The following is a 17,898-nucleotide window of genomic DNA, read 5'->3' as shown; positions in this document are numbered from 1 at the left end:
TGCGGCCCCGCATCGATAAGGAATGAAAATGGAAACTCGTGCCTGTGTGTTGCATGCGCAAGAAGACGTGCGCATTGAAAATCATCCGGTCCGCGAGATCGGTCCGCAAGATGTGCTGGTGCGCGTCGGTGCGGGCGGTCTGTGCGGCTCGGACATCCACTATTACTGGGATGGCGGCATCGGCAGCATCCGCGTCAATCAGCCGATCATCCTCGGGCATGAATTCGCCGGCACCGTGGAGGCCGTGGGCGAGCAGGTCAGCAAGCTGCGCCCCGGTGAGCGGGTGGCGGTCAATCCCAGCCATCCCTGCGGGCAGTGCAAGTTCTGCCTCGCCGGTGAGCAGCAGCATTGCCTGGAGATGCAGTTCCTCGGCAGCGCGATGCGCAATCCGCATACCCACGGCGGCTTCCGTGACTTCATCGTGGTCAATCAAACACAGTGCGAACCGGTCGGCGACGCGGTCTCGCTGGGCGAGGCCGCCTGCACCGAGCCCCTGGCGGTTGGGGTGCATGCAGTGGTGCGCGCGGGCAGCCTGGTCGGCAAGCGTGTGCTGGTGACCGGGGCCGGGCCGATTGGCGCGCTGCTGATCGGCGCTGCACGCCATGCCGGCGCACGCGAAATCGTGGCGACGGATCTCTCCGCTGCGCCGCTGGCTGCCGCGCTTGCGATGGGCGCCAGCTCGGTGATCAATGCTGCGCAGGAGCCCGAAAAGCTGCAGCGCGATTATTCGGCAGACAAGGGCTACTTCGACGTCGCCTTTGAGTGTACGGGTGTTGGTGCGGTGCTCAAGAGCGTCTTCCCGGTCGTGCGCCCGCGCGGCAGCATTGTGCAGGTCGGCGTGTCTGGCGCGGCCGATATTCCGGTCAATGCTTTGGTCGGTAAAGAGATCGCGCTGATCGGCGCACATCGCTTCCATCAAGAGTACGCGGTGGCGGCGCAGCTCATTCGCGAGCGCAAGATTGACGTACGCCCCGTCATCTCGACGACTTTGCCGATGGAGCGGATTGCCGAAGCCCTGGTGCTGGCCAAGGATCGCAGCACGCAGATGAAAGTACAGCTGAGTTTTGCCTGAGCAAGCGAGGCCGCGCACCCTGGCGGTGCGCGTACCGAGTCATCATGCGCGCTTGCTATCGGAATGTGGCCATATTCGGGTGATAATTCTCGCCAAGCACCCTCCAGACTTTTGCATTCCGCATTCATGCTACCGACCGATTTGCCCGCGCTGAGCGCTCACGAGCCCGTTAACCTGCAGATCTACCGTGCGCTGCGCCAGTGCATCGTGAACTGCACGCTATTGCCGGGCGAGGCTATTTCCGACAAGGAGATTTCCGAGCAATTCGGTGTCTCGCGCCAGCCGGTGCGCGACGCATTCATCAAGCTGGTCGGCGCCGGCCTGATCCAGGTGCTGCCACAGCGCGGCACCTTTGTCATGAAAATCTCGCCCAAGCGCGTGCTGAACGGCCGTTTCATCCGCGAAGCGGTCGAGGTGGCGGTGGCACGCAACGCCGCAGACAAGATCAGCGATGAGCAGCTGCTGGCCCTGGCGGCCAACATTGAACAGCAAAAGCTGGCGGCGGCACGCAACGACACGGCGCGCTTTCTTGCGCTCGACGAGGAGTTCCACACCACGCTCTCGCGCAGCATCGATTGCATCGAAGCCTGGGAATTGATCGAAGACATCAAGGCGCACATGGATCGTGTGCGCTATCTGAGCCTCGGTGAAATCACCTCGCTGCAGATGCTCATCGCCCAGCATGCCGCCATCGTCCACGCCTTGCGCAGCCGCGACCCCGCCATGGCCGAGGAAGCCATGCGTTCGCACCTGAGGGAAATCAACCTCTCCTTCGGGCCGATTCGCGAGCGTAATCCGGATTGGTTTGAAGCCGAGTAAGCCGCAGGCGAGGCGGCCGGACTGATCTGCTGAGGAGGTGTGGAGCGGGCGATGGGAATCGAACCCACGGCTCTAGCTTGGGAAGCTAGGGTATTACCATTATACGACGCCCGCTCAGGGCAGCTGCTCGCGACGGATCGCACGCGAGCCGTGCAGGCGGCGATTGTAACGAGTCCTTGCGTCAGGCGGCAAGGTAAAGCGGTGCGCGTGTTAGACTTTGCGGCCTGATTGACGTCGAATTTTCCGATCATGCCGCAACTTACCGTCAATGGCGAGACGCGCCAGCTGCCCGAAGGCAGTACGGTTCTCCAGCTGCTTGAACAGCTTCAACTCGTGGGCAAACGCCTGGCCGTGGAGCGCAATGGCGACATTGTGCCGCGCAGCGCGCATGCCACCACGCTGTTGCTCGAAGGCGATGCGCTGGAGATTGTCGTGGCGGTCGGTGGAGGCTGAGTTTTGAATACCCAAGATCCGCTCATCATTGCCGGCAAGACCTATTCTTCACGCCTGCTGGTCGGCACCGGCAAGTACAAGGATTTCGACGAGACGCGCCGCGCTGTCGTCGCTTCCGGCGCGCAGATCGTCACCGTGGCGATCCGCCGCGTGAACATCGGCCAGGATGCCTCGGCGCCGAGCTTGCTCGATGCGCTGCCGATGTCCGAATTCACCTATCTGCCCAATACTGCCGGCTGTTACAGCGCCGACGAAGCGGTGCGCACCCTGCGCCTGGGGCGCGAGCTGCTCGACGGGCATGATCTCGTCAAGCTCGAAGTGCTGGGCGATCCGCACACCCTGTTCCCGAACATGCCGGAGACGCTCAAAGCCGCCGAGACCCTGGTGCGCGATGGCTTCAAAGTGATGGTCTACTGTTCGGACGATCCGATCCAGGCCAAGATGCTCGAAGACATCGGCGTCGTCGCAGTGATGCCGCTGGCATCGCTGATCGGCTCCGGCATGGGCATCCTCAACCCCTGGAACCTCAAGCTGATCATTGATCAAGCCAAGGTGCCGGTGTTTGTCGATGCCGGCGTTGGCACCGCTTCGGATGCCGCCGTGGCGCTGGAGCTGGGCTGTGATGGCGTGCTGATGAACACCGCCATCGCGCTGGCGCAAGACCCGGTGCTGATGGCCAGCGCGATGAAGAAAGCGGTCGAAGCCGGCCGCGAAGCCTTCCTCGCCGGCCGCATGCCGAAGAAGTACTACACGGCTTCGCCGAGCTCGCCGACGACGGGTTTGATCGGCAAATAAAACGGCGGGGCATTGCAAAATGGCCACTGGCGTAAAGCGCCAGTGGCGGCTTGCAGTGGCTCCAGAATTCTTGACGTGCCATTCTTTGCGGCCCTTTGCGTTTTCTTAGCGCCTTTGCGGTGAAGCAATTTTTCATGACTACTGATACCCCCCGCTTCTCCACCCAGCCCATCCGCAGCTTCGTGCTGCGCCAGGGCCGCATGTCGGATGCGCAGAAGCGCTATCTCGACGAGCTCTTGCCCAAATACACGATTCCCTATCGCATCGCGCCGATTGACTACGCCGCCGTGTTCGGTCGCACGGCGCCGGTGGTGCTGGAGATCGGTTGCGGCATGGGCGTGACGACGGCGGCGATTGCCGCTGCGCGGCCGGAGACTGATTTCATCGGCATCGAGGTGCATGGGCCGGGCGTCGGCAATCTGTGCAAGCTGATCGAGGAGCAGTCGCTCGCCAATCTGCGCGTCATGCAACACGACGCCACCGAGGTGGTGCGCGACATGATCGCGCCGGATTCACTCGCCGGCATCCACGTTTATTTCCCCGATCCCTGGCCGAAGAAGCGTCATCACAAGCGCCGCATCCTGCAGCCGGCTTTTGTCGCGCAGCTCGCTTCGCGCCTGGCGCCCGGCGGCTATCTGCATTGCGCGACGGACTGGGAGGAGTACGCGCAGTTCATGCTCGAAACCCTGTCGGCCGAACCTCTGCTCGAAAACACGGCGGCTGATTACGCACCCAAGCCCGACTATCGCCCCGAGACCAAGTTCGAAGCGCGCGGCCTGCGGCTCGGCCACGGCGTCTGGGATCTGGTGTTCCGTCGCCGCTGAGCGCGCGTCCATGTGTTGTCTAGCGTTGGTGGACGCGAGCCGCCGCGTATTTTTGACGCGAAGGACGCGAAGAAAATCCGGGAAAGTTGCGCAAAGGAATCCCGTCAAGAGAATCCTGCGATTTAAACCTTTGCGAGCCTTCGTATTTCTTGGCGTACTTCGCGTCAAAGACAAGGATCTGACACCTTGGTATGACTGATCCGAGGGGCGTGAATAGCTTCTAAGGCAGGTTTATTGGGTCATCATTTTGTTCGTGCCGAGTGGCGCGAAGCGCTGTATCGAGGCCGGCGCAAGCCACCGCTAAGCTTGGGCTGAGCGAGCGATCAAGCTGCGCGGGTAGATCACTGTGTTTTCTTCTGGCGTCCGGCCAGCATCACGCCCGCCACCACCATCAAGCCGCCCAGCACGCTGGCCCAGGGCAGGGCTTCGCCGAGCAGTAGCACGGACAACAGCACCCCGAACACCGGCACGAGATTGGTGAATTGCGTGGCGCGGGCGGCGCCGATGCGGCTTACCGCGTGGTTGTACCAGACGAAGGCCAGGGTGGTGCCGAACAAGCCCAGGTAGGCCATCGCTGCCCATTGTCCGAGATCGGGCCAGCGCGGCGCCTGGCTGAAGATTTCACCGAGCGCGCAGAGGCCGAGCAGCAGGCCACCCCAGGCGGCCGACAGCAGGGTCATCGGCAGCGCCGGCACGCCTTGCAGACGGTAGCGGATGACCAGCGTATAGATCACCCAGGCGCACACCGCGCCAAACAGATACAACTCGCCCAGGCCGACAGCGCCATGCAGGAGCTGAGCGGGGTGGCCGTGGCTGACCACCATCACACAGCCGATGAAGGACAGCAGCACGCCGGCCAGTCGCCACGGCGACCAGCGCGCACCCTCGATGAACTGCACCAGCACGAAGGTCATCAGCGGGCTGGCGGCGACGATCAGGGCGGCGCGGCTGGCGCCGATCAGCCCCAGGCTGGCGAAAAAGCCGGCGTTGTAGGCAAAGATGCCGGTGGCGCCGAGCACGAAGATCCAGCCGTGCTGGGCGCGGCTGAGCTTGGGCCAGGGCGTTGCTGTCGCACGCATGAAGACCAGCAGGCCGAGCAACGCGAACACGAAGCGCAGGCTGGCCGCCGTGAAATGGGGCATGCCCTGGGCGAGGAAGCGACCGGCAATGAAAGTGCCGCCCCAGAGCAGGGTGGCGAGGATGAGGCGCGCGTAAACGCCGCGCAGATTCTGAGGCATGAGTGAGAAACAGCTTACAGCGGCAGGCCGCGGGGTTTGCGTTGTGCCTTGGCGAACAGACGGTCGTAGAGGGCATTGGGCAGCACGTCGAGCACACGCGCGACGATCGCCATCTGCCAGGGAATTGTCGCCTGCGAGCGGCCGTGCGCGATGGCGCGGGCAAAGCGGCGGGCGGCTTCATCCGAGCCTAGCTTGAAGGGCATCGGGTAGGTGTTGATGTCGGTCATCGGCGTGGCAATGTAGCCGGGGCGGATATCGACCACCTTGACGCCGCTGCCACGCAGCTCGACGCGCAGACTCTCCAGATAGCGGCTGACCGCCGCTTTGGAGGCGCTGTAAGCCCCCGCACCGGGCAGGCCGCGCACGCCGGCGACCGAGGAAATACCGACCAGGGTGCCGTGACCACGCGCACGCATGGCGCCGGCAAAGGGCTGGAAGGTCGCGACCACGCCCAGCACATTGGTGCGCAGTACGGCTTCAAAGGGGCTGTAGTCGCGGATCTCTTCGGTCAGTGTGCCGACCGAGATGCCGGCATTGGCGATGACGATGTCGGGCAGGCCGAAGCGCTCGATGAAGGCTTTGGCCGCTGCCGCGATGCTCTCGCTATCGGCGACGTTGGCGGGCAGCGCGAGGTGGCTTTGGTGCCCGCCGGGCAGGCTGGCAATCAGCGCATCCAGCTGTTCGGCGCGCCGGGCCACCAGGCCCAGCTGTGCGCCCTGCGCCGCGTAATAGCGCGCCAGCGCCGCGCCGATGCCGCTCGACGCGCCGGTCAGAAAGATGCGCAAGATGCTTACTTCTTGGCCATCGCCTTGCTGGCACGCACGCGCGCGACCAGTTCGCCGGCATTGACCAGCACGCGGTTGTGGCCAGCGTCTTCGCCTGCCACGCCGCCATCGCGCGGAATGAATTTGCCGTCGATGACCAGCATCGGCACGCTATCGACCTTGTAGGTTTCAGCCATCTGGTCGGCGCGCTTGACCTGTGATTCGATGCCGAAGGAGCGCCAGGTGTCGTTGAACTTCTTGACGTCCACGCCCTGCTTGCCGAGCCAGTCGTTGCGCACGGCTTCGTCTTCAAGCTTCAGATAGCTCTTGTGCACGGCGTCGAAGACCTTGCTGTCGAGTTTGTCGGCCAGACCCAAGGCGCGCAGGGTCAGATACAGGCGGCCGAGCGCGCCCCATTCACGACGGCCAAAGCTCACCGGCACGCGCTGGAAGACTACGTCCTTGCCCTGCGCGGCACGCCATTGGCTCAGCTTGGGGTCGAAGGCGGCACAGTGCGGGCAGCCGTAGGAGAAGAACTCCAGCACTTCGATCTGGCCATTGCTGCCACCAGCCTGGGCGGGCGAGAGCACCGAGTAATCCTTGGCCGGATCGAGCGTGACGGCGGCCAGTGCAGACCAGCTGGCACTGAGAAGAGGCGCTGCGGCAAGAAGTTTCAGGCAGTTGCGGCGGGACATAGAAACAATTCTCCTGGGTTTGTTATTTGCGCGCTTTGGGCGTGCTCATTGGCGTGCTCACTTGCGAGCCTTGACGCGCACAGCCGTGGTTTCGATACCTTCCTGGGCGAGGCGGGCGCGGGCATTGTCCGCATCCGCCTGACTGGCAAAGGGGCCGACGCGCACCCGCTGCAAGACGCCTTTGTCAGCGGTATCTAGCTTTTGCACGCCGGCTTCCATGCCCATCAAGGCCAGGCGGGCCTTGAGGTTGTCGGCCTCAGCCGGGTCCTGGAAGGCGCCAGCCTGCAGATAGAGTCGATCTTGCTGCGCAGGTTCCGCATCCGGTGCAGAAACCGGCACCGAGGCGGCGTCGCCGCCAGGCAGGATCTTGTAGAAGTCGAAGCTGGAGCCGACCGGCTTGTCGCCGGGCTTGCCCGGCAAGGCAATCGGCGCGCTGGGCGGCGTGCTGGCGGCGGCCGGTGCGCTTTGCGCGGGCGCCTTGTCGGCTTGCTGGGTGAAGGGCTTGGTACCGAAGTTGATGTAGAGCGCAATGCCTACAGCAACGATGATGCCGATCAACAGGCCGACGGCAACGCCGACAAGGGTATTGCCGCGTTGAAGGGGGCGAGGCTGGGGGTGAACTCGCATGCGCGCGTATCCGGGAATTGGCTGCGCGAGAGTATAACCGTCGGCGTGCTTCAGATGCGTGCCGTCAGGCTGCGCACTGCTTCGGTGTAACTCTCGGTCGTTTCGGATTCCTTTGCCACGCTGACATTGAGATCGCGCAGGATGCCGTCGCCCACGCCGTAGATCCAGCCGTGCACGGTGACCTCCTGCTGGCGTGCCCAGGCGTCGCGCAGCACGGTGGTCTCGCAGACATTGAGCACCTGTTCAACCACGTTGAGCTCGCACAGGCGGTCCACGCGGGTGTCGATCTCGGCATGGTTGTCGAGCAGGGTGCGGAATTTGTCGCGTACGTCCTGCACGTGGCGGATCCAGTTATCGACCAGGCCAAAGCGCTGGTTGGTCAGTGCGGCCTTGACGCCGCCGCAGCCGTAGTGGCCGACGACCAGGATGTGCTTGACCTTGAGCACATCGACGGCGAACTGCACCGCCGACAGGCAGTTCAGATCGGTATGCACCACGACATTGGCGACATTGCGATGCACGAACACTTCGCCGGGCAGCAGGCCGGTGATTTCATTGGCCGGCACGCGGCTGTCGGCGCAGCCGATCCACAGGTATTCGGGCGATTGCTGGTTACGCAGGCGTTCGAAGAACTCCGGGTCGCGCTCCCGCACGCCGGCCGCCCATTCGCGATTTTTCTGCAACAGGGTGTTCAGCGGAGATTTCATGACAGCCTTCCTCAGATCAGGGGAATAGATTCGAGCCGAGCCAGTGTCCATCGGCCTGGCGCTCGTAACGTGTGCGCTCGTGCAGACGGAAGGCGCCGGCTTTCCAGAACTCGATCACGCTCGGCACCACGCGAAAACCGGACCAGAATTCGGGGCGCGGAATTTCGCCGATGCCGAACTTCAGCGCGTACTCGGCGACGCGGCGCTCCAGCGCAAAGCGGCCGTCCATTGGCTGCGATTGTTTCGAGGCCCAGGCGCCGATGCGTGAGTCGCGGGCGCGGCTGGCGAAATAGGCGTCGGCCTCGGCCTCGGTGACCGGCTCGACGCGGCCCTGCACGCGCACCTGGCGCTGCAGGCTCTTCCAGTGGAAACACAGCGCCGCTTGCGGATTGGCCTGCAGCTCATGTGCTTTCTGGCTGCCCAGGTTGGTGTAGAACACGAAGCCGGCTTCGTCGGCATGCTTGAGCAGCACCATGCGCAGCGAAGGCATGCCGCTAGGGTCGGCGGTGGCCAGCGACATCGCGGTCGGCTCATCGGGCTCCGACTTGATGGCCTCGTCCAGCCATTGCTGGAAGTGGGTGATGAGTTCGGTGGTGGTCGTTTGTTCGGACATGGGGCTCACAGACATGAAAACTTCACCGCGAAGGCGCCAAGGAGACGCAAAGGGCCGCGAAGGAAAACAACATCAACTTCCAAGCAGGAGCAGTCTCACCGCTTGGCCAGCTGACACACGCCGGAAGCCAGGCCGCCTGATTGCATTTCTTTGCGGCCCTTTGCGCTTCCTTGGCGCCTTCGCGGTGATCCAGGTTTTTACAACAGAACCCGCTCGATCCCGCCGTTGTTGGCACGTTCCACGTACTCCGGCATCCAGTTCTCGCCGAGCAGGCGCTTGGCCATTTCGATGACGATGTAGTCGGCATCGATGCCGCCGTCGACGTCGTCTTCATAGCGCTGCAGACCCTGCAGGCAGGCCGGGCAGGAGGTGAGCATCTTGACCTTGCCTTCAAAACCGTCGGCACGCAGCTTGTCGGCGCCCTTGAGGATCTCTTCTTCCTTGCGGTAACGCACCTGGGTCGAGATGTCCGGACGGGCGACCGCCAGCGTGCCGGCCTCGCCGCAGCAGCGGTCGGACTTGATGACGCGGGTTGCGTCGTCGGTGGTGATCAGCGCATTGACGGTCTTCAGCGGGTCCTGCAGCTTCATCGGCGTGTGGCAGGGGTCGTGGTACATGTAGCGCGTACCGCTCACACCTTCAAGCTTGACGCCCTTTTCGAGCAGGAATTCGTGGATGTCGATGAGTCGGCAGCCGGGGAAGATCTTCTCGAACTGGTACATCGTCAGCTGGTCGTAGCAGGTGCCGCAGCTCACCACGACGGTCTTGATGTCGAGGTAGTTGAGCGTGTTGGCGACGCGGTGGAACAGCACGCGATTGTCGGTGGTGATCTTCTCGGCCTTGTCGTTCTGACCCGAGCCGCGTTGCGGATAGCCGCAGCACAGATAACCCGGCGGCAGCACGGTCTGCACGCCGACGTGGTAGAGCATCGCCTGGGTGGCCAGACCCACTTGCGAGAACAGGCGCTCGGAGCCGCAGCCGGGGAAGTAGAAGACCGCTTCGGAATCGGCGCGGGTCTTCTGCGGGTCGCGGATCACCGGCACGATCTCGGCGTCTTCGATGTCGAGCAGGGCGCGGGCAGTCTTGTTGGGCAGCTTGCCGGGCATCTTCTTGTTGATGAAGTGGATCACCTGCGCCTTCATCGCCGGTTTGCCCAGCGAAGCCGGCGGCGCCTTGGTTTGCGCGCGGCCCAGGGTGCCGAGCACGCGGTTGCCCAGGCGTTGTGCCTTGTACGCCCACTCGATCGACACCTTGCGCAGCACCTTGATGCGCTCGGGCGACTTGGTGTTGAGGAAGGCCATGGCCAGGGTCTTGGCCGGGTTGAAGCTCTGCTTGCCCATCTTGCGCAGGAGGTTGCGCATGTTCATCGACACGTCGCCGAAGTCGATGTCTACCGGGCAGGGGTTGTAGCACTTGTGGCAGATCGTGCAGTGATCGGCCACGTCCTCGAATTCTTCCCAGTGCTTGATCGACACGCCACGGCGCGTCTGCTCTTCGTAGAGGAAGGCTTCGACCAGCAGAGAAGTCGCGAGAATCTTGTTGCGCGGCGAGTAGAGCATGTTGGCGCGCGGTACGTGCGTCGAGCACACCGGCTTGCACTTGCCGCAGCGCAGGCAGTCCTTGACCGAGTCCGAGATGGCGCCGATGTCGCTCTGCTGCATGATCAGCGACTCGTGGCCCATCAGGCCGAAGCTCGGCGTGTAGGCGTGGGTCAGATCGCCGCCGGGCATCAGCTTGCCCTTGTTGAAGCGGCCTTCCGGATCGACCTGGTTCTTGTAAGCGCGGAACGGTGCGACTTCTTCTTCGGTGAGGAATTCCAGCTTGGTGATGCCGATGCCATGCTCGCCGGAGATCACGCCGCCCAGCGAGCGGGCCAGTTCCATGATGCGTGCGACCGCCACATTGGCTTCCTGCAGCATCTCGTAGTTGTCGGAATTGACCGGCAGATTGGTGTGCACATTGCCGTCACCGGCGTGCATGTGCAGGGCCACGAAGACGCGGCCGCGCAAGACTTCCTTCTGGATCGCATCGAGCTTTTCGAGCAGCGGGCGGTACAGATTGCCTTCGAAGATCTCTTCGAGCGCGTGCTTGAGCTCCTTCTTCCACGAAATGCGAACGGAATAGTCCTGCACGCGGTGGAACAGCGTCGGCGCATCGGCCTTGTTGGTGAATTCACCGGCATGGATGCCCAGTTCGGCAAACTGCGCTTCGGCCTCGGCCAGCGGCAGGTCGAGATTGGAGAGGATCCAGGTCCAGCGATGGCGCACCTGGGACACCGTTTCCAGCGCACGTGCGCGGCGGTCGCCGATCAGCACTTCCTTGTCGATGCTGGCGTCGTCGGTGCGCAGCGGCAGCTCGCCATCGAGGAAGGCGGCGACGGCGTCGGCGACCTTCAGCTTGTTCTTGATCGACAGTTCGATATTGATGCGCTCGATGCCATCGCAATAGTCGCCCATGCGCGGCAGCGGGATCACCACGTCCTCATTCACCTTGAAGGCGTTGGTGTGCTTGGCAATCGCCGCCGTGCGGCCACGGTCGAGCCAGAACTTCTTGCGCGTGTCGGGGGTGACGGCGATGAAGCCTTCGGCGCCGCGTGCATTGCAGATGCGCACGACTTCCGAGGTGGCCAGGGCGACGGCGTTTTCGTCATCACCGACGATGTCGCCGATCAGCACCATCTTCGGCCGGCCGTGGCGCTTGGCCTTGGTGGCGTAGCCGACGGCCTTCACGTAGCGCTCGTCGAGGTGTTCGAGGCCGGCGAGCAGCACGCGGTTGTCACCGGTCTTGGGCAGGCTGTCGATGTAGTCCTTGATCTCGACAATCGCCGGCACTGCCTCGCGCACCTGGCCGTAGAACTCCAGGCAAACGGTGCGCGTGTGCGCCGGCAGCTTGTGCAGGATCCACACCGCCGAGGTGATCAGACCGTCACAGCCTTCCTTCTGGATGCCGGGCACGCCGCCGAGGAATTTGTCGGTCACGTCCTTGCCGAGGCCAACCTTGCGGAACTTCGCGCCGGGCAGGGTCAGCGTCTCTTCCGACAAGAGCTTCTTGCCCGAGGTGTCGAAGCGCTTGATGAGGAATTCGACCTGCTCCTGATCGTGGATCTTGCCCAGGTTGTGGCCCTGGCGGATCACCTCCATCCAGTTGCCGTCCGGCGTGACCATTTTCCACGAGGCCAGGTTGTCGAGCGCGGTGCCCCACAGCACAGCCTTCTTGCCGCCGGCATTCATGGCGATGTTGCCGCCGATGCAGGAGGCGTCGGCCGAGGTCGGGTCACAGGCGAAGACCAGGCCGGCGTCTTCGGCCGCTTCCATCACGCGGCGCGTGACCAGACCAGCACCGGTGAACACCGTGGCATAGGGCTCGCTGAGGCCGGGCAGGGTCTTGTATTCGATCTTGCCGATATCGATCAGCTTCTCGGTATTGATCACCGCCGAGTAAGGCGACAGCGGCACGGCGCCGCCGGTGTAGCCGGTGCCGCCGCCGCGCGGGATGATGGTCAGGCCCAGCTCGATGCAGTCGCGCACCAGCTGGGCGATCTCTTCTTCAGTGTCGGGGTAGAGCACCACGAAGGGGTACTCGACGCGCCAGTCGGTGGCGTCGGTGACGTGGGATACGCGCGCATAGCCGTCAAAGCAGATGTTGTCCTTGCGGGTGTGCTTGGCCAGCAGCTTCTGCGCGCGGCGACGCAGCTCGGCGGTCTTCTCGAAGTGCGCAGCAAAGGCGTCGATGGCTTTGTTGGCGGCCTGCACCAGCTGGGCGACCTTGCCGGCACGCACCGGATCGGTCGCTTCCGATTCCTTGCGGCGCTTCTCGACTTCTTCGAGGCGATGGCGCAAAGCGCCGATCAGCGCGCCACGGCGGCCGCGATTGTCGAGCAGATCGTCTTCAAGGTAGGGATTGCGCTGTACCACCCAGATATCGCCGAGCACTTCATAGAGCATGCGTGCCGAGCGACCGGTGACACGTTCGGTGCGCAGGGATTCGAGTACATCCCACATCGCCGGCCCGAGCAGGCGGATCACGATCTCGCGATCGGAGAACGATGTGTAGTTGTAGGGAATCTCGCGCAAACGCGCTGCAGGGGACTTGGCGTTGGGCAGTGAGGTCGGGAATTCTGGGCTGGCTTGCATTCGGGAGTGCCGGAGGGCAAAGGTGGCTCAAGGAGCAGAGCAGCCTATTTTAAGCTGCTGGCGCGGCAAGTGCAGCTTTTGCATTCATTGCTTGCGAATTCTTCTGCAATCGGTTAAAGACCCTGATGGAGACAGGGATTCGCGAGCGCAGTACACTGCGCCGCGGCGCGCCCGCCTGATGCTTTGTGCGGCAATCGCGGGCATCATGTCAGAACAAGACTTTCGGTACGCAGAATGTCGGACAAGCACGGTTTGAAGTACTACATCGCCGATGTGTTCACGCGTGAGACCTTCAGCGGCAATCCGCTGGCCGTCATCCCTGATGGCGATCGCCTCAGCGACGAGGACATGCAGCGCATCGCACGCGAATTCAATCTTTCGGAAACCGCTTTCGTCTGCGGCCCGCGCAGCGAGGGTTTGTGCACGGTGCGCATTTTTGCGCCGGCCACCGAGCTGCCTTTTGCCGGCCACCCGACCATCGGCACGGCTCATGTGCTGGCGGCGCAACGCCTGATTCCGCTCAACGAGGGCAGCAACGACTTCGTCTTCCAGGAAGGTGTCGGCAAGGTGCCGGTCCGCATCGAAATGCGTGATGGCCAGCCGGTGTTCTGCCAGTTCTCGACGGCCAAACTGCCGGAGTTCGGGCCGCCGCTCTCGTCCGAAACCCTGGCCGGCATCGTCGGCCTTTTGCCTGAAGACGTGCTCGACGGCCACTACGGCCCGGATGCGGTGAGCTGTGGCGTGCCCTTCCACTTCGTGCCACTCGCGCGCATGTCTTCGCTGGCCAATATCCAGCTCGATACCGCCAGCTACCAGATGTGGGCGGCCAGGAGCTGGGCGCGTTCGATCTGTATTTTCGTGCGCGACCCTTCCGACAGCGCTCGTCTGCACATGCGCGTCTTCTCGCCGAGCTTCGGTTTTGTCGAAGATCCGGCCACCGGCGCCGCTGCGGCGGCGCTTGCGGCCTACATGGCGGTGCGTGAGCCGGCGCGGGACGGGCAATTCCGCTGGGAAGTCTGGCAGGGCTACGACATGGGCCGCCCCAGCCAGCTGCACATCGAGGCCGACAAGCACAACGGCGAAGTCACGGCTGTGCGCGTCGGCGGTACCGCCGTGGTGATCGGCGAAGGCACGCTCTACCTCTGAGCGTGCTGTTCATGATCTTTATTGTTCATGGATGAGATCAAGCACCGCATTTTTGACGCGAAGGGCGCGAAGAAAAACAAAGAAAGTTTCGCAAAGTAATCCGGTCAAAAGAGTCCTGAGATTTGAACCTTTGCGAACCTTCGCTTTTCTTGGCGTCCTTCACGACAAAGACCACTATCCGAAACCTTGGCATGGCTGATTCAAAGATCGCGAACTGGCTCTAGGGAAGTTTTGCAGCGCTGACGGCAATCTCGATACGCCAGCCCGCTTGCGCCAGGCCGGCCACCTTGACGCAGGCACGCGCCGGCGCACAGCCGGCCGGCAGCCAGTTGTCCCACACCGCGTTCATGCCGGCGTAGTCGTCCATGTCTACGAGGTAGATCGTCGCCATCAGCAGGCGGTCCTTGCACGAGCCGGCGGCGAGCAGGGTGCGCTCCAGGCTGTCGAGCAGGCTTTGCGTCTGCGTGCCGATGTCGCCTTCGGTGCTGCTGGGCACTTCCACCGCCTGCACGATGCCATTGAAGCTGACGGCATCGGCATAGCGCTGAGTGACTCCGAATCGTTCAATCATGGTGTGTTTCCTGAATGGATGCGGTCGAGCAGGGCGGCGAAGTCCTCGGCATCCTTGTAACCGATGACGCGTCCGGCGGCCTGCCCGCCCTTGAAAAACAGCATGGCCGGCGGCGCGTAGAGCGCAAAGCGCTTGAGCAGCGCCTGATCGTCCGGCGTGTTGGCGGTAACGTCCACCCGCAGCAGGGTGAAGCCGGCCAGGCGCTCGCGCACTGCCGGATCACGCAGTGTGTAGTGCTCCATCTCGCGGCAGGAGACGCACCAGTCGGCGTAGAAATCGAGCAGCACCGGCTGTGTGCTGCGGGCAAGTGCCTGATCCAGCTCGGCAATCGTGTGGATCGCGGCAAAAGGCAGCGCCGCGACCTGGCTGCGCGCCTGGTGCTGACTGAGCTGCCAGCTGCCCAGACCAAGCGCGCCGAGCAGCAGGAGCACGGCCGTGAGGCGTGTGAGGCGGTAAGCCGGCGTCTGCATGCGGCGGCTGCGCAGCCACAGCAGCAGCGCCGGCACCGCCAGCATCAGCACCGCCAGCGCGCTGAACAGGCCCGGCGGCAGCACCGGATAGAGCAGCCACAAGGCGGTAGCCAGCAGCAGCCAGCCGAAAAAGGCTTTGACGCCATCCATCCACGGTCCGGGGCGCGGCAGCCAGTGACGCGCCAGCACGCCAATCAGGATCAGCGGCGTGCCCATGCCGATGGCCAGCGCGAACAGCGCGATGCCGCCGATCCGCGCATCGCCGCTTTGCGCGATGGACAGCAGGGCGCCGGCCAGCGGTGCGGTCATGCAGGGGCCGACGACCAGGGCCGAGATCGCGCCCATCAGTGCCAGACCGCCGAGCGAGCTGCCCTGCCGGTTGGCGAATGCGGCGAGGCGGCTTTGCAAGCTGCTCGGCAATTGCAGCTCGAACAGGCCGAACATCGGCAGTGCCAGCAGCACGAACAGCAGGGCCAGCGCCGCCAGCACCCAGGCGTTCTGCAACCAGGTACTCAGCGCCGCGCCGGTGTAGCCGGCGGCGATGCCGGCCGCCGTGTAGGTGAGCGCCATGCCCAGCACATAGGCGCAGGACAGCAGCAGGGCGCGCGCGCGGCTGATGGTGGCGCCCTTGCCGACGATGATGCCGGAGAGAATCGGCAGCATCGGCAGCACGCAGGGCGTGAAGGCCAGCAACAGCCCGAAGCCGAAGAAGCTGCCGACAATCGCCAGCAGCTTGCCGCTGCCGAGCAGGCCGGCGATGCGGCTGTCCTCGGCGGGGATCAGTTCTCCCGGCATGGCGATGCGGCTCTCCGGCGTCTCGATGAGGGCGGCGGGCTGGCCGCCCAGCGTGCCGAGCAAGCTGCCGCCGCTCGCGCCGGGGGCCAGGCTCATGCTGGCGGCTTTCAGCGTGGCGGCAATCTCGAAGGGCGGGTAGCAGACACCGAGCTTTTCCGAGCAGCCCTGCACGGTGAGGAACAGCTGGCTGTGCTCGTCGGTCGTGGCTGGCACCGGCAGTGCAATAGTGAAGCGGTTCTTGAAGATGGTCTGCTTGCCGAAGAAGCGGTCTTCGTGGATCTCACCCTGCGGATAGCGCGCCGCGCTGCCCGCCAGCGGGCCGCCGGGATCGAGGCGGAACTCGAACTTGTCGCGGTACAGGTAATAGCCCGGCGCCACCTGCAATTGCAGCTGCACTTCGTGCGTGTCCAGCAGATTGGCTGCGGCGAGGCGGAAGGCCTGATCCGGCGGCAGCGGCTCCTCGTCGGCGAGCAGGATGGCGCTGTGGGCAAACAGGCACAGGACGAGCAGGGCGCGGATCAGGAGCATGGCGTGCGGGTTGGCTAGGAGATGTCGCTGGGGGTGCGCAGGGCGCGGCAGGTCTGGCTTTCGGACTGCCTGCTCAGGGAGAGGTTCCCTCAGTCGCGGTGCGTTGTCTCATTGACGACCCAGTTCAGGTACTCGGGCAGGCCGTGCGAGAGCGGCAGGGCGATGATCTCCGGCACTTCGTAGGGATGCAGCGCGACGATTGCCGCTTCCAGCGCGCCGTAGCGGCCCGCCGTGGTCTTGATCAGCAGCGGGATTTCATTGGAATCCTCGACCGCGCCCTGCCAGTTGTAGACCGACTGACAGGGGGTGAGGATGTTCACGCAGGCAGCCAGCTTGCGCTCGACCAGATTGCGGGCGATCTTGCGCGCCACCTCGGCGTCGGGCGCATTGGTCATGACCAGCAGGGGCGCAGTCGATTGCATGGTGCTTACCTCTTGGTGCGTTCAGGCAGGGCGGCAGCGGGCGCGGCATCCGGCGCCATGGTCGGCATCGGCAGGCCAGCCTTGCCCAGCGCGCTGCGGATACGTTGTTCCAACGGCCCGCCGAGCGACTGGCTCCACTGCTGGCCGGCGACCAGGCCTTCCTGGGCGATGAGCGGTGTTTCGCTGATCAGGCGCTTGCCCAGCGGGCTCTGGTAGAAGCGCAGCAGGCCGCGGATCTCCTCGGCCGTGAAATGCGCGTCGTACACGCGCACCATCTGGTCGAACCAGCCGCCGGGGCTGTTGAGGCTGTCCTCGAACAGTTTGCGGGTCTCTTGCTCGATGATGTCGAAGGTCTGCCGCGTGCAGTTGTTGCAGCGCTTCAGCGACTGGCGCACGCCCTGCAAGCTCAGCTCGACCAGCTGGTTGGCCATGCGCTCGCTGTGGGTCAGCTTGAGCAGCTTGGCGATGTCTTCACGCTTGGCGCTGTTGGCGGCGGCAGGCGCGGCCTGGGCCAGCGGCGCGAGGCTGAGGCAGAGCAGCAGGGCGAGGCGAGGCAGCCAGGGCTGCAGGGGGTGGAATGACATGAGCGCTTTCAGGCCTGGGGCACGGTGGCGGTGAAGCTGGGGCGCGCGGCGAGCGGCGCCAGATAATTGGCCAGCGCCGGAAAGCGGCTGCGCCAGTCGAGCTCGGGCAGGCGGAAATCCAGCCACAGCAACATGCAGCTGGCGGCGATGTCGGCCTGGCTGAAGGCATTGCCGACGAGGTATTGACGATCCAGGCTGAGCGCTTCGAGGGCGCCCAGGCCGCGTTCGACCTTGCCCAGCTGGCGCGCCACCCAGCCGGCATCCTGCTGCGCGGCGGCACGGCGGCGTTCAAGTACTACCGCCACGCCGGCATCCGCGATGCCATCGGCGAGCAGCACCAGCTGGCGCACCTGCAGCGCGGCGACGCGGTCTTCCGGCAGCAGCGGCGGGGCGGCTTTCAGCTCAAGGTATTCGAGGATCACGTTCGAGTCGAAGAGCACGCCGGCATCCTCGGTGACCAGCGCCGGCACCTTGCCCAGCGGGTTGTATTCCGTAATCTGGGTATCGGCGGCCCAGGGCTGCTCGATGATCTCATCGAAGGCGAGCTGTTTCTCGCGCATCGCGATGCGTACCTTGCGGGCGTAAGGACTGGTCAGCGAGATGACGAGTTTCATGGCACGGTTCTTTCAGAGGGCGGGTGTG

The 17,898-nt window shown here is 64.1% G+C and carries 18 protein-coding genes and 1 tRNA gene; 6 read left to right on the top strand and 13 right to left on the bottom strand.

What is annotated here, in order from left to right; translation table 11 throughout:
• The first annotated feature begins 28 nt into the window (after positions 1-28).
• Positions 29-1,072 (top strand): L-idonate 5-dehydrogenase, encoded by a 1,044-nt coding sequence (locus ABDB84_RS03055; RefSeq protein WP_345918206.1) that lies wholly within the window; start codon positions 29-31, stop codon positions 1,070-1,072.
• Between the two features lie 126 nt (positions 1,073-1,198).
• Positions 1,199-1,891 (top strand): GntR family transcriptional regulator, encoded by a 693-nt coding sequence (locus ABDB84_RS03050; protein WP_345918205.1) that lies wholly within the window; start codon positions 1,199-1,201, stop codon positions 1,889-1,891.
• Positions 1,892-1,931: 40 nt separating this feature from the next.
• Here the strand turns inward: ABDB84_RS03050 and ABDB84_RS03045 are convergent.
• Positions 1,932-2,005 (bottom strand) — tRNA-Gly (locus tag ABDB84_RS03045).
• 135 nt (positions 2,006-2,140) lie between these two features.
• Here ABDB84_RS03045 and thiS point away from each other — a divergent pair.
• The 3 genes from thiS (at position 2,141) to trmB (ending at position 3,963) form a co-directional block, all read left to right on the top strand.
• Positions 2,141-2,344, top strand: coding sequence for a sulfur carrier protein ThiS (gene thiS, locus ABDB84_RS03040; RefSeq protein ID WP_345918204.1), 204 nt, complete (start codon positions 2,141-2,143; stop codon positions 2,342-2,344).
• A gap of 3 nt (positions 2,345-2,347) precedes the next feature.
• Positions 2,348-3,139: a thiazole synthase gene (locus tag ABDB84_RS03035; protein ID WP_345918203.1), complete on the top strand. Its 792-nt coding sequence runs from the start codon at positions 2,348-2,350 to the stop codon at positions 3,137-3,139.
• 134 nt (positions 3,140-3,273) lie between these two features.
• Positions 3,274-3,963, top strand: coding sequence for a tRNA (guanosine(46)-N7)-methyltransferase TrmB (gene trmB / locus ABDB84_RS03030; RefSeq protein ID WP_345918202.1), 690 nt, complete (start codon positions 3,274-3,276; stop codon positions 3,961-3,963).
• Positions 3,964-4,304: 341 nt separating this feature from the next.
• On the opposite strand, the gene ABDB84_RS03025 is transcribed toward trmB, so the two are convergent.
• From ABDB84_RS03025 to ABDB84_RS02995, 7 genes are all read right to left on the bottom strand, one after another.
• Positions 4,305-5,201, bottom strand: coding sequence for a DMT family transporter (locus ABDB84_RS03025; RefSeq protein WP_345918201.1), 897 nt, complete (start codon positions 5,199-5,201; stop codon positions 4,305-4,307).
• A gap of 14 nt (positions 5,202-5,215) precedes the next feature.
• A complete protein-coding gene (locus ABDB84_RS03020) occupies positions 5,216-5,986 on the bottom strand; it encodes an SDR family oxidoreductase (protein ID WP_345918200.1) in 771 nt (256 codons plus the stop codon).
• A gap of 5 nt (positions 5,987-5,991) precedes the next feature.
• Complete coding sequence (locus ABDB84_RS03015; protein WP_345918199.1) at positions 5,992-6,660, bottom strand: thiol:disulfide interchange protein DsbA/DsbL; 669 nt, start codon at positions 6,658-6,660, stop codon at positions 5,992-5,994.
• Between the two features lie 57 nt (positions 6,661-6,717).
• Positions 6,718-7,287 carry an SPOR domain-containing protein gene (locus ABDB84_RS03010; protein WP_345918198.1) on the bottom strand — a complete coding sequence of 190 codons (570 nt, stop codon included), beginning with the start codon at positions 7,285-7,287 and terminating at the stop codon, positions 6,718-6,720.
• 50 nt (positions 7,288-7,337) lie between these two features.
• Positions 7,338-7,994 carry a carbonate dehydratase gene (gene can / locus ABDB84_RS03005; protein ID WP_345918197.1) on the bottom strand — a complete coding sequence of 219 codons (657 nt, stop codon included), beginning with the start codon at positions 7,992-7,994 and terminating at the stop codon, positions 7,338-7,340.
• Positions 7,995-8,010: 16 nt separating this feature from the next.
• On the bottom strand, positions 8,011-8,607 hold the full coding sequence (pdxH, locus tag ABDB84_RS03000; protein ID WP_345918196.1) for a pyridoxamine 5'-phosphate oxidase: 597 nt from the start codon (positions 8,605-8,607) through the stop codon (positions 8,011-8,013).
• Positions 8,608-8,804: 197 nt separating this feature from the next.
• Positions 8,805-12,740 carry a DUF3683 domain-containing protein gene (locus tag ABDB84_RS02995; protein ID WP_345918195.1) on the bottom strand — a complete coding sequence of 1,312 codons (3,936 nt, stop codon included), beginning with the start codon at positions 12,738-12,740 and terminating at the stop codon, positions 8,805-8,807.
• A gap of 234 nt (positions 12,741-12,974) precedes the next feature.
• On the opposite strand from ABDB84_RS02995, the gene ABDB84_RS02990 reads away from it, so the two are divergent.
• The gene (locus ABDB84_RS02990; protein WP_345918194.1) at positions 12,975-13,886 is read left to right on the top strand and encodes a PhzF family phenazine biosynthesis protein; all 912 of its coding nucleotides are present in this window, start codon (positions 12,975-12,977) and stop codon (positions 13,884-13,886) included.
• Between the two features lie 220 nt (positions 13,887-14,106).
• Here ABDB84_RS02990 and ABDB84_RS02985 read toward each other — a convergent pair whose 3' ends face one another.
• The 5 genes from ABDB84_RS02985 to ABDB84_RS02965 form a co-directional block, all read right to left on the bottom strand.
• On the bottom strand, positions 14,107-14,457 hold the full coding sequence (locus tag ABDB84_RS02985) for a RidA family protein (RefSeq protein ID WP_345918193.1): 351 nt from the start codon (positions 14,455-14,457) through the stop codon (positions 14,107-14,109).
• Positions 14,454-16,250, bottom strand: coding sequence for a protein-disulfide reductase DsbD (gene dsbD, locus ABDB84_RS02980; protein WP_345918192.1), 1,797 nt, complete (start codon positions 16,248-16,250; stop codon positions 14,454-14,456). Before dsbD ends, ABDB84_RS02985 begins: the two co-directional genes overlap by 4 nt.
• Positions 16,251-16,339: 89 nt before the next feature.
• Positions 16,340-16,672, bottom strand: a complete 333-nt coding sequence (gene cutA / locus ABDB84_RS02975) for a divalent-cation tolerance protein CutA (RefSeq protein WP_345918191.1) — start codon at positions 16,670-16,672, stop codon at positions 16,340-16,342.
• A 5-nt stretch (positions 16,673-16,677) separates the two neighbouring features.
• Positions 16,678-17,256 (bottom strand): DUF2059 domain-containing protein, encoded by a 579-nt coding sequence (locus tag ABDB84_RS02970; RefSeq protein WP_345918190.1) that lies wholly within the window; start codon positions 17,254-17,256, stop codon positions 16,678-16,680.
• Positions 17,257-17,264: 8 nt separating this feature from the next.
• On the bottom strand, positions 17,265-17,870 hold the full coding sequence (locus ABDB84_RS02965) for a glutathione S-transferase (RefSeq protein WP_345918189.1): 606 nt from the start codon (positions 17,868-17,870) through the stop codon (positions 17,265-17,267).
• Positions 17,871-17,898 lie beyond the last annotated feature (28 nt).

Origin of the sequence: Uliginosibacterium sediminicola, assembly GCF_039631295.1 — a bacterium.
In the GTDB taxonomy this organism is placed as follows: domain Bacteria; phylum Pseudomonadota; class Gammaproteobacteria; order Burkholderiales; family Rhodocyclaceae; genus Viridibacterium; species Viridibacterium sediminicola.
The sequence above is the reverse complement of the archived record's forward strand: the minus strand, read 5'-3'. Positions and strand labels throughout refer to the sequence as shown.